The sequence below is a fragment of the Streptomyces sp. NPDC104309 genome (assembly GCF_055584025.1).
Map to the genome: position 1 here is coordinate 71,143 of NZ_JBVJMV010000025.1, position 12,037 is coordinate 83,179.

6 protein-coding genes are annotated in these 12,037 nt (G+C 73.0%); 3 read left to right on the forward strand and 3 right to left on the reverse strand.

From position 1 onward, the window contains the following. Positions 1-4: 4 nt before the first annotated feature. Positions 5-3,580 carry a bifunctional glycosyltransferase/CDP-glycerol:glycerophosphate glycerophosphotransferase gene (locus ACZ68L_RS30320; RefSeq protein ID WP_469583002.1) on the reverse strand — a complete coding sequence of 1,192 codons (3,576 nt, stop codon included), beginning with the start codon at positions 3,578-3,580 and terminating at the stop codon, positions 5-7. Between the two features lie 116 nt (positions 3,581-3,696). After that, positions 3,697-5,700 carry a bifunctional glycosyltransferase/CDP-glycerol:glycerophosphate glycerophosphotransferase gene (locus tag ACZ68L_RS30325; protein WP_469583005.1) on the reverse strand — a complete coding sequence of 668 codons (2,004 nt, stop codon included), beginning with the start codon at positions 5,698-5,700 and terminating at the stop codon, positions 3,697-3,699. 101 nt (positions 5,701-5,801) lie between these two features. Here ACZ68L_RS30325 and ACZ68L_RS30330 point away from each other — a divergent pair, with 101 nt between their 5' ends. Further along, positions 5,802-9,374: a bifunctional glycosyltransferase/CDP-glycerol:glycerophosphate glycerophosphotransferase gene (locus tag ACZ68L_RS30330; RefSeq protein ID WP_469583008.1), complete on the forward strand. Its 3,573-nt coding sequence runs from the start codon at positions 5,802-5,804 to the stop codon at positions 9,372-9,374. 103 nt (positions 9,375-9,477) lie between these two features. On the opposite strand, the gene ACZ68L_RS30335 is transcribed toward ACZ68L_RS30330, so the two are convergent. Continuing rightward, positions 9,478-10,092, reverse strand: coding sequence for a TetR/AcrR family transcriptional regulator (locus ACZ68L_RS30335; RefSeq protein WP_469583011.1), 615 nt, complete (start codon positions 10,090-10,092; stop codon positions 9,478-9,480). Between the two features lie 129 nt (positions 10,093-10,221). Between ACZ68L_RS30335 and ACZ68L_RS30340 the strand changes: the two genes are divergently transcribed. Both ACZ68L_RS30340 and ACZ68L_RS30345 read left to right on the forward strand, forming a co-directional pair. Next, on the forward strand, positions 10,222-11,163 hold the full coding sequence (locus ACZ68L_RS30340) for an ABC transporter permease (RefSeq protein ID WP_469583015.1): 942 nt from the start codon (positions 10,222-10,224) through the stop codon (positions 11,161-11,163). Then, entirely contained in the window at positions 11,069-11,932 is an 864-nt protein-coding gene (locus ACZ68L_RS30345) for an ABC transporter ATP-binding protein (protein ID WP_469583017.1), read from the forward strand. Before ACZ68L_RS30340 ends, ACZ68L_RS30345 begins: the two co-directional genes overlap by 95 nt. Positions 11,933-12,037 lie beyond the last annotated feature (105 nt).

Genomic DNA, 12,037 nt, shown 5'->3' on the forward strand with positions numbered 1-12,037 from the left:
TGGATCAGGGCCGGACCGGGTCCTGGAACATCCGGTCGACCACCCCCGCCGCCGCGTGTCCGTCGTCCAGGTCGCAGAAGTCGCGGCGAAACGCCTCGTACGCCTGCGCGTGTCCCCTGGTGGCCCGCTCCGGGTCGCGCAGCGCCTCGACGAGTCCGGCGGAGCCGGGGATCAGGGGGCCGGGGGCGCGGGTCTCGAAGTCGAAGCAGAAGCCCCGCAGGGTGTCGCGGTAGTGCGCCAGGTCGTAGGTGTGGAAGAGCATCGGGCGGCCGGTCTGGGCGAAGTCGAACATCAACGAGGAGTAGTCGGTGACCAGTGCGTCGCTGATCAGCATCAGCTCGCCGACGTCCCCGTAGCGCGAGACGTCGCGGACGAAGCCGCTGCCGCTGTCCGGCAGACGGTCGGTCACCAGATAGTGCCGACGCACCAACAGCACGGTGTCCGCGCCGAGTTCGCGCTCGGCCACGGACAGGTCGAGCCGCAGGTCGAGGGCGTACCGGCCACCGCCCTGCGGCCGGTCCTCGCGCCAGGTCGGCGCGTAGAGCACGACCCGCCTGCCCCCGGGGATGCCGAGCCTCTCGCGCACCGCCGAGGCGACCTTGGTCCGGTCCGTGGCATGGAACAGGTCGTTGCGGGGGTAGCCGCACTCCAGGACCTCGCCCCGGTAGCCGAACGAGCGCCGCAGGACGGGGGTGGAGAAGCGGTTCGGGGAGACCAGGACGCTCCACTGGCGGGCGCGCTGCTCGATGGTGGCGAGGTAGGCGGCGTTGGCCCGCTCGGTACCCGCGAGGTCGAGACCGATGCGCTTGAGGGGGGTGCCGTGCCAGGTCTGGACGACGCACTGGCCCTCACGCCGCTCGAACCACTCCGGCAGCTGGGTGTTGGTGACGATGTGACGGCTGCTCGCCAGCGCCTCGTGCCAGGCGGCGGAGCCGTGCTCGACGGCCGCGGCACCCTCCGGGATGCGGGCCTGCTGGTCGCGCACCACCCACAGCTGCTCCAGCCCGCCGCCCCGCCGGGCCACTTCCTCATGGATCGCGCGCGGCGAGTCGGAGTACTGGCGGCCGTCGAAACTGCTGTACAGCACGGTGTCGCGCAACGGTGCGGACCGCCGGCCCCGGTACGCCTCGCGCAGCAGCCGCTTGCCGCGCGGACCGCGTTCCGCGGCGGTGAGGACCGATGCGCAGTCGATCAGCAACTGGTCGTGGAAGCGCCGTTCGATGATGTACTTCCGGCCCGCGAGGATGCGGGCCGCGGGCAGGGTGCGGTGGGCGGCGGCCGGGATGCGCAGCGGGGTGTCGCCGGTGCCGTCCCGCGCGCCCTTCGCGCGGAGGAAGAGGTACCAGTGGCCCTCGCCCAGCGGCAGCTCCCCGCCGGGCATCTCGACGGCGTCCGGCCGGAGCACCGCCCCGAACCGGCGTGATCCGGCGGCACCGGAGAGGGCCAGGGGGAAGACGGCCTCCTCGCCGTGCCCGCTGTGCCGGGCCACCAGTTCGACGGGCCGGTCCGGGTCGCCGGGGAACGTGCCCTCCAGGAGGAGCTGTCCGTTCTCCGTCCAGGTCGCCAGGTCGACGGCCGGCTGTACGGTGCGGTCGCTGATCAGCAGGTTGCCCCGGGAGCCGGCGGTGAGGCCGAGTTCGCGCCGCTCGTCGCCGTGCCCGCCCAGCGGGTAGCGGCCCGGCAGTACGGGCCCCGGCACATCGATCGGTGTCCGGCGGCCGTCCGGGCCGACGAGATGCAGGCTGTACGGGACCTGCGCGGGCACCGCCCCCTCTCCCGTTCCCGGCCGGGCGTCGGCGAAGGCGTCGAGCGGGACGTCCGCGGTGAAGCGCCGCCAGCCCGCCGCCGAGGGCACGGCCCCCTCGTGCACGGTCACCGGACGGTCGAAGGAGGTTCCGGAGGCCCGGTGGGTGAACGCGAGGCGCAGCGGCCCCGCGCCGAGGCGGTCGCGGATCATCCCGTCGATCACCACGGTGGCATCGCCCTCGCCCGTGTCGCCCGCGCGGTGCGTCTCGAAGCGGGCGTCGATCCGCTCGGCGTGCAGCACCAGCCTGCCGCCGTCGAAGGCGGGCACGATCCGGTGGTCGCCGTCGGGCCGGTGAACGGGCGGTGGCGCGGCCGCCTCGTTCGTCGAGAGGCCGGAGCGGCGCAGCATGCCGTGCCCGGCGATGCCGATCTCCAGGCGCCAGGTGAGCCGTTCGAGGCTGCCGCCCGCGTCGATGCGGAGCCTGGCCGGGTCGATGACGGTCTCGAAGCCGGACCGGTCGTAGTCGTGCAGGCTCTGCCGGGACCGGGCGGTGGCCTCGGGATCGACGACCGTGCGCAGCCGGAGCGGTACCACGTGCCGCCGTCCCGCCCGCAGCCACCCGGCCCGGAACTCGCTGCCGCGCGAGGTGGCCGGCAGGTTGCGGATGTACGCGTACCCCTTGAGGTGCAGCCTGCCGTCCCGCCAGTGGGCGTCCCGCAGCCGGGCGGTGAGCGGCAGGTCCCGGTCGGTGACCCGCAGCACCGGGCGCGGCACCGGCCGGGTGAGGGCCGGGAAGGAGGCGCTGCGACGCCGCGCGCCCCGTACCGCGAACGCCCCCGGCTCGGCCTTGTCGAAGGCGAGCAGCGCCAGCAGTTCGTCGGTCCGGCGCTCGCGCACGAGGTGCCACATGAGCCGCAGCCGCAGCGGGAGCGCCTCCAGGACGGCCGGGTCGACCTGGTCGGTGAACTCGTTGGCGTAGGTGAGAAAGGCGCGCCGGTACTCCTCGTCGCCGTCGGGCAGCGCCTCCATGAAGTACCAGAGGTCATGGGCGAGGACGTGCGCCTCGTACTGCCGTTTGTCGGCGGCGCCGCGGTGCTCGTCGAGGAAGGTGGAGACGCCCAGTACGTGCGAGGCCCTGTCCTGGACGCCTCGGACGACGGCGCGACGGGTGGTGATCGAGCCCGCCCGGTCGCGCCAGTGGTAGACGGCGTCCTTCAGCACGTCCACGGAGCGGGCCAGGAAGTGGGCGGGCAGGACGACCGGGATGTCCTCGTACAGGGCGCCGACCGGGAAGGCGAAGGCGTGTTCGTCCCAGAAGGACCGGCGGAACACCTTGTTGCAGGCGATCCGGTCGGCCGCGAGGTCCCAGTCGCGCGAGATGTGGGTGCGCAGCCGGGTCGTCGCCATCGGCTTGCGGAAGTTGGGCGACTGCTGGAGCTTGCCGGAGGCCCGCAGCCGCAGCACGTTGCCGGACGCGAAGTCCGAGCCCGTCTCGTCCAGGGCGCCGACGAGAAGTTCGTACGCGCGGGGCGGGAGCACGTCGTCGCTGTCGACGAAGGCGAGGTGAAGGGCGCCCGGATCGCAGTTGCGGACCCCGGTGTTGCGGGCGTGCCCGAGTCCGCCGTTCTCCTGGCTCACCAGCCGGAACCGGCCGTCCTGCGCGGCGAACGCGGCGGCCAGGGCCGCGCTGTTGTCGGTGGACCCGTCGTCGACCATCACCACTTCGAGATCGGCCATGGTCTGCTCCGCGAGGGACTTCAGGCAGTCCGTCAGATAGAGCTCGACGTTGTGGACGGGTACGACGACACTGAGCCGTGGCGGCATGTTGGGCACGTCCGTTCATCGGGGCCTGGTTGTCCGTACGGCTCAACCCCGGGGACGGCCGGGGGTCACCGGTTGCGGTCTCTCCCGAACGGGTGACATCGGTCGCGCCGCGTTGCCGGTCGGGTCTACCTCGCGCCGCTCAGGAACAGCCGCCGCACCACACGCTCGGCCGCGTGCCCGTCGTCGTACGGGCAGAAGCGCCGGCGGAACGCGGCCCGCAGTTCCGCCGTCCGCGCCGAGCACCACTCGCCCGTTGTGAACAGGTCCAGGAGTTCGTCCTCGGTGGTGGAGACCGCGCCCGGGGTGTCGCCGGGGCGTCCCGAGAGCAGATCGAAGTAGGTGCCGCGCGAGGCCCGGTAGGCGGCCCAGTCCGGGGCGTGGCTGATGATCGGGCGGTCCAGGCAGGCGTAGTCGAACATCAGCGACGAGTAGTCGGTGATCAACGCGTCGGAGACCAGGCAGAGTTCCTCGACGGACGGATGTCCGGTCACGTCCACCACCCGGGCGCTCTCCAGCCGCGCCGAGCGGCCGTAGAAGTAGTGCGCGCGGACCAGCACCACGTACTGCGGCCCGAGTTCGCGGGCCAGCCGGTCCAGGTCGAGGTGGGGGACGAAGCCCTTGCGGTAGTCGCGGTGGGTGGGCGCGTAGAGCAGCACGATCCGGTCCGGAGGGAGGCCGAGGCGCCGGCGGATCGCGGCGGTCTGCTCCGCGGTGGCGGTGAAGAAGATGTCGTTGCGCGGGTAGCCGAGGTTCAGGTGCTCGTAGCCGGACGGGTAGACCCGGTCCCAGATCTCGGTGGTGTGCGGATTGGCCGAGAGGGAGAAGTCCCACTGGTCGGCGTGGGCGACGATCTTCTCGAAGCTGATGCCGTGGGTGAGGGCCGGGTAGGGGCGCTGGTCCAGGCCCATGGTCTTCAGCGGGGTGCCGTGGTGGGTCTGGAGGTAGCGCTGACCGGGGCGTTTGGTGAACCCGCCCGGGAAGCTGGAGTTGTTGATCAGATACGTGGCGGTGGCCATGGCCCGCCAGTAGGCGCGGGAACCCTCGATGACGTAGGGCATGCCGGGCGGCACCCGGTCGCGGTGACGGGACGAGACGGCCCAGACGCCCCGGATGTGCGGGACCAGTTCGAGGGCCTTGGCGTGGATCGCGGCCGGGTTGCAGGCGACGCCCCGGTTCCAGTAGGCCCCGTACACCGCGAGGCGGGGGTCCAGGGGACGGTGCAGGTCGGTGCGGTAGGCGACGCGCATGACGCGGGCCCGGAGCGTCTTCTTGCGGCGGCGCAGCACGGCCCGGGTGCGGGTGCGGCCGGTGCGGGCGGCCTCCCGGGCACGGTCGACGGCGTAGCTGCCGGGGAGGCCGGCGGCGCGGTGGAAGGCGGCGCGGTCCTCGGGGGCGATCCGGCCGGGGTCGGCGAGGACGGCACGCAGATGACGGGTGCGGGCCGCCCGGACGCGCGGGTCGTGGCCGGTCTCGGCGAGCAGCCGGCCGTACGCGTCGAGGATCGCGAAGTGGTGGCGCCCCGGAGTGGTGGCGAAGGTGCCGGTGCGGCGGACGCGGTGGCGGACACAGATCCGGTCGAGGGTGGCGAGCGTGCCGGCGTCGGAGGCGAGGAGGGCGGCACGGAGGACGGGGAGGACGTCCTCGTACGGGCCGTCGGTGAAGCGGAGGCCGTGTGCGCTCCAGAAGGCGCGGCGGAAGAGGCGCGGGGTGGCGGTGGAGAAGGCGTCGGGCACGGGCTCCGGGGACGGGACGTCGCCCCACCAGTCGACGCGGTCGTGTCCGAGGAGGAGCACGTCCGGTTCGCTCCCGACCGGGAGGGCGGTGATCGCTTCCAGGGCGCCCGGCCGCAGCAGGTCGTCACCGTCGAGGAAGAGCAGATACCGGCCGCGCGCCTCGGCCGCCCCGGCGTTGCGCGCCGGGCCCGCGCCGCGGTGCCCGGGGAGGGTGAGCACCCTGACCCTCGGGTCGCGCGCCGCGAACTCGGCGGCGATGCGGGCGCTGCCGTCCCGGGACCCGTCGTCGACGACGAGCAGTTCCGGTTCGCCGCCGGTCCGGCCGAGCACGGACTCCAGGGTGGCCCGGAGATATCCCTGAGCGCGGTGGACGGGCACGACGACACTGAGGAGCATGGCAGCCGAGCGTAATCGCGCAGTCACCGCGCGCCGAATCGCGTGTTCACCCGTTCGGGGCAGTGCCGGTGACCGGGGGCGTCCGCCCCGGTTGAGCGGACATGAAGCCGCGCCTCAGTGTCGTCGTCCCCGTCCACAACGTCGAGGACTGTCTGGAGGACTGCCTGCGGTCGGTGGCCGAGCAGTCGGTCACCGACATCGAGGTGGTCCTCGTCGACGACGGTTCGACGGACGGCAGCACCGCCGTCGCCGAGGCCTTCGCCGCCCGCGACCGCCGCTTCCGCTATGTCCGCCGGCCCAACGCGGGGCTGAGCGCGGCCCGTAACACGGGTGTACGGCACACCACGGCGGACGTGCCGTACCTGGCGTTCGTCGACAGCGACGACGTCGTGGTCCACGACGCCTACGAACGGATGCTGGCCTCGCTGGAGTCGACCGGATCCGACCTCGCGACCGGCAATGTGTGGCGGCTGAACGAGCAGGGGCGGCAGCAGGCCTGGCAGTACCGCTGGCTGACCGCCACCCGGACACGCACCCACATCAGCCGTGATCCGCGGCTGCTCGCCGACCGGGTCGCCTGGAACAAGGTGTTCCGGCGCTCCTTCTGGGACCGGCACGCCTTCGCCTTCCCGGAGGGGAAGCTCTACGAGGACACCCCGGTGATGATCCCGGCGCACTTCCTGGCGGGCTCGGTCGACGTGCTGCACGAGCACGTCTACTACTGGCGGGTGCGGGAGGGTTCGATCACCCGGCGGCGTACGGATGTCCGGGGCGTACGGGACCGGATCTCGGCGTGCGAGCAGGTCAGCGCGTTCCTGGCGGGCCGGGGCGGGATGGCCAACGGCGCTGCGCGGCGTCGCTACGACCTCTCGTGCCTGCGCGACGACTTCGTGTACTTCCTGGAGGGGCTCGCGATGGGCGGGCCCGAGTACCGGGACGCGTTCATGGCGGACGCGGGGGCGTTCCTGGACCGGATGGAGCGGATGGACGGGCCGGCCAGATCGGGCCGGGCCGTGGCGCACGAGCTGCCGGCGGAGCTGCGGATCAAGTGGCGGCTGGTGAAGGAGCGCAGGCTCGCGGAGCTGCTGTCCGTGCTCGCCTTCGAACGGGCCAACGGCGCCGGAACGTTCATGGTCGGCGGCGTGCCGGGGCGGCGGCAGGCCGGTTTCCCCGGCGTCCCGGTCAGCACCCGGCCGGCCCGTACCGATCTCCCGGCCGTGGCCCGGCTGCTGGAGGCGCGGTGGGACGACGACGGGAAGCTGCGGCTGCGCGGTTACGCGTACATCCGCAATCTGCCGGCCTCGTCGTCGCGCCAGTCGCTGAAGGTGGGCATGGTCCGCTCGGCCCGCGGCCAGCAGGTGCGGACGGTGCCGGTACGGAACGTCCCCTCGCCCGAGGCGACCGTCAACTCCGGTCAGCAGCTGCACAGTTACGACCACTCCGGCTTCGAGCTCACACTCGACCCGCGCCGGCTGCGGCCCGGCGGCTGGCTGGTGGGCATGATGGTGGCCGCTCATGGCACGGTCCGCCGCGTGGCCGTGCGCGCGGTGGAGGCGGGGGCCGTCCAGCCGCTGGTCCATGACCTGGGCGACGGCCGGCGGGCGGTGCTCGACTACCTGGGCGGTCGGCTCCGGCTGACGTCGGCCCAGCTGCCGGCCCGGTGCGAGGACCGCCGGATCGGCGAGGACCTGGAGCTGACCGGCCGGCTGTACGGGGGCGCCCGGCCGAAGGCGCTGGTGCTGACCTGCGAAGGGGTGAGGGACCAGGAGTTCGGCCATCCGGTCGAGTGCCGGGCGGACGGTCGTTTCACGGTACGGATTCCGCTCGCCGACCTCACCGGGATGGCGGCCGCCTCACCGGCACCGCACCGGGCGCCGCGCGAGGTCGAGCCGGAGCCGGGCGGGCGGTGGCGGGCCCGGCTGGTGCTGGCGGACGGGTCGCGGGTACCGCTGGCCGCGGCCCCGGAGCTGGCGCCGCCGGTCGTGGCCGACGCGGCGGGCGAACTGGTGCTGGACCTGAGCGGGCAGCCGTTCGTGGACGGGGCCTCGTGGACGGCGGAGGGGGCGCTGCGGATGGAGGGGGTGACCGGGGCCGGGGCGGGCGTGCGGCAGGACGACCGACCGGACCGGCTCGTACTGCGGCACGAGGCGCTGCGCGTGACGGTGACGGTCCCCGTCACGCACGAGGAACCGCGCGCGGGGGCGTACGGCACGGCCGCCACCGGGACGTGCGAGGGGGAGTCCGAAGGGGGACCCGAAGGGGCTTGCGAGCGGGCTCACGAGGGGTGCCGCTTCACCGCGTTCCTGGCGCCCTCGGTGGCCGCGGGGCTGCACGAGGGCCGCTGGGACGCGTATCTGGGCGGCCGACCGGTCCGGGTGCTGACCGCACTCGGCACCCGGCTGCCGCTCCACCGCACCGGCACGGACAGGACGGCCCCCGCGCCCCGCCGGGAGTTCGCCCTGGACCGCAGGTTCGGCGACCGGCTGACCGTGCTGGCCGGGCCGGTGCTCGCGGTCTCCGAGCGGGGCGCGTACCGCGGGGCCGCACTGCGCGGCACGTACTATCCGGCCCGGCGCGCGCTGCCGCTGCGGGACGCCGTGCTCTACACGGGCGGCGACTCGCCGCGTGCCGTCCACGCCGAACTCGTGCGCCGGGGAGTGGAGTCGGAGCACCTCTGGGTCACCGACGGGCTGCACGGACCCACCCCGCCCGGCGCGGTCCCGGTCGTCGAGCACAGCGCCGCCTGGTACGAGGCGCTCGCGCGGTCCCGCCGGATCGTCACCGCCGACCAGCTGCCCGAGTGGTTCGAGCGACGGCCCGGCCAGACCGTCGTGCAGACCTGGCACGGCACCCCGCTCGGCCGCTTCGGCACGGACCTGGGCGGCACCCTGTACGCCGACCACCACCAGCTCGCCTCGCTGCCGCACCGGGCGGCCCAGTGGTCCGTCCTGGTCTCCCCCAGCCGCCGCTCCACCCCGCTGCTGCGCCGCGCGCTCGCCTACGCGGGCGAGGTCCTGGAGGCGGGCTCCCCGGCCAACGATCTGCTCTTCTCGACCGATCGGGCCAAGACCGCCGAGCGGGTACGGCGCAGGCTCGGCATCCCGGACGGCCGCCGGGTCGTGCTGTACGCGCCGACCTACCGGGACCAGCTGGCCCACCCGCCCGGCACCGCGGGCGAGCGGCTCCGCTACCGCTGGGACCCGGCGCTCGACCTGGCCGCCCTGGCACGGTCCCTCGGCGACAGCCACACCCTGCTGGTGCGGCGCCATCCGAGGGTGACCGGGAGCGTGCCCGAGGGGCACGGCGTCCGTGACGTGTCGGCGCACCCCGGCACCGCGGAGCTGCTGCTGATCGCCGACGTGCTGGTCACGGACTACGCCGGGCTGATGTTCGACTACGCGCACACGGGCCGCCCGATGCTCTTCCACACCTACGACCTGGAGCACTACCGCGACACGGTGCGCGGATTCTGTCTGGACTTCGAGACGCGGGCACCGGGTCCGCTGCTCCTCGGCACGGACGAGATCGGCGCCTTCCTGCGCGACACCGGCACCCTGACCGCGTCGGCGGCCCGGCACGCGGAGGCGTACGAGAGCTTCCGCCGGGACTTCTGCGACCTGGACGACGGCGGGGCGGCGGCGCGGGTCGCGGACCGGCTGCTCGCCGAGGCGTAGTTCCCGGCCGACCCGGGTTCCTGGCGGGCCCGGGTTCCCGGCCGGCCCGGGTTCCCGACCGATCCCGGTCCCGGCCGGCCTGGGTTCTCAGCCGGTGCGGTTCTCAGCGGGTGCGGTTCTTGAGCGCGGCGACCGCGGATGCCGCCAGGTCGTCGAGGTAGCCCTTGGGCAGCGGGGAACGGACGACGGCGAGCCGCCAGTAGAGCGGGCCGACGATCAGGTCCAGGGCGCGGTCCGGATCGCTGTCCTCGGGCAGTTCGCCGCGCGCCACGGCGTCCCGCACGACGACGGCGGCGATGCCCTGCTGCGGGTCCAGCAGGGCGGCCTTGATCGTGTCGGAGATCTCCGGGCTGCGGGCCGCCTCGACCAGCAGGTCCGGGATGACCTGCGAGGCGACGGGGTGGCGCAGGGCGTAGGCGGCGAGCTCCAGTACGGCGCGGACGTCCCCGTACAGCGAACCGGTGGCCGGGGCCGGCATGCCCTGGACGGCGACGGCGGAGACCAGGTCGAGCACCAGGGCCAGCTTGGACTTCCAGCGACGGTAGACGGCGGTCTTGCCGACGCCCGCGCGCCGGGCGATGCCCTCGATCGACATCCGGGCGAAGCCCACCGCGGCCAGCTCCTCGAAGACGGCGCCGCGAATCGCATCGGTGACGTCCTCGCGCAGCACGGCGGCTCCGGCGGGGACGCGGCGGCGGGTTCCCGGGTCGGTGGTCATGGCCCGAATCATAGTCCGTAACGACGAAACGGTTGCGTTGCAACGCACATGCGTCCTACCCTCGGCGTTGCGACGATACGGTCCCGTCCCGTCGATCGTCGCATTCCCGCCCTCCCGTCGAAAGCGATCGTGGTGAGCCAGACAACAACCCCAGCGGCCCCGGCCGAGACCCCCGCCGGTGCGCTCCTCCCGGTGTACGCGCCGGGCGAGCTCGCCGCGCTCGCCGCCCGGCACGGACTGACCATGAGCGGGGCCCGGCCCTCCCTGGGCGCGTACATCCGGCAGCTCTGGGGACGGCGGCACTTCATCACGGCGTTCGCCACCGCCAAGCTCACCGCCCAGTACAGCCAGGCGAAGCTCGGCCAGATCTGGCAGATCATGACCCCGCTGCTGAACGCGACGGTCTACTACTTCATCTTCGGCGTCCTGATGAACACGAAGCGCAACATCGAGGACTTCATCCCGTTCCTCGTCACAGGCGTGTTCATCTGGACCTTCACCAGCAGCTCGATCACCGCGGGCACCCGCGCGATCAGCGGCAACCTGGGTCTCGTACGGGCCCTGCACTTCCCGCGCGCCTCGCTGCCGATCGCACTCGCCCTCCAGCAGCTCCAGCAGCTGCTGTTCTCGCTGGGCGCGCTGGTGCTGATCCTGGTGGGGTTCGGGCAGTTCCCCAAGCCGTCCTGGCTGCTGGCGGTTCCGGCGCTGTTCCTGCAGGCCGTGTTCAACACCGGCGTCTCCATGGTGGTGGCGCGGCTGGCCGCCCGGACGCCGGACATCGCCCAGCTGATGCCGTTCATCCTGCGCACCTGGATGTACGCCTCCGGCGTCATGTGGAGCGTGGACAGGATGCTCTCGGGAGACCGGGTTCCGCACTATGTGATGGTGATGCTGGAGTGCAATCCGGCCGCCGTCTTCATCGACCTGATGCGGTACGCGCTCATCGACAGTTTCGGCGCGTCCCATCTGCCGCCGCATGTGTGGGCGATCGCCGCGGGCTGGGCGCTCGTGTGCGGGGTGGGCGGATTCGTGTACTTCTGGCAGGCCGAGGAGCGGTACGGACGTGGCTGACGACAACGAGCGGGTACCGACCGTCGTCGTGGACGACGTCCACATCACGTACAAGGTCAACGGCGCCCGTACCGGAAAGGGCAGCGCCACCTCGGCGCTCAGCCGCATCGTCTCGCGGCGGCAGGCCCCGGGGGTCCGCGAGGTGCACGCCGTGAAGGGGGTGAGCTTCGCCGCGTACAAGGGCGAGGCGATCGGTCTGATCGGTTCCAACGGCTCGGGCAAGTCGACGCTGCTGAAGGCGATCGCCGGCCTGCTGCCCGCGACGAAAGGCCGGGTGCACACCCAGGGCCAGCCCTCGCTGCTCGGGGTCAACGCGGCGCTGATGAGCGATCTGACCGGCGAACGCAATGTCGTCCTCGGCGGCCTCGCAATGGGCATGACGCGGGCCGAGATCCGCGAGCGCTACCAGGGCATCGTCGACTTCTCCGGCATCAACGAGAAGGGCGACTTCATCACCCTGCCGATGCGGACGTACTCCTCCGGCATGGGCGCCCGGCTGCGGTTCTCGATCGCGGCCGCCAAGAGCCATGACGTCCTCCTGATCGACGAGGCGCTGTCCACCGGCGACGCCAGGTTCCAGCGACGCAGCAAGGAACGGATCATCGAACTGCGCAAGGAGGCGGGCACGGTCTTCCTGGTCAGCCACAGCAACAAGTCGATCACCGAGACCTGCGACCGGGCGATCTGGCTGGAGGCGGGGACGCTGCGGATGGACGGCCCGGCGGACGAGGTCGTGGCCGCGTACGAGAGGTTCACCGGCAAGAAGTAGCGGCCGGAGCGCACGGGGTGCCGGACCGCGCGGACGGTCGCGGAGAACGGGGACGCGGGCGGCCGGAGAGGACCGCCGGGGCCGCCACCGGGCAGCATCCGTACG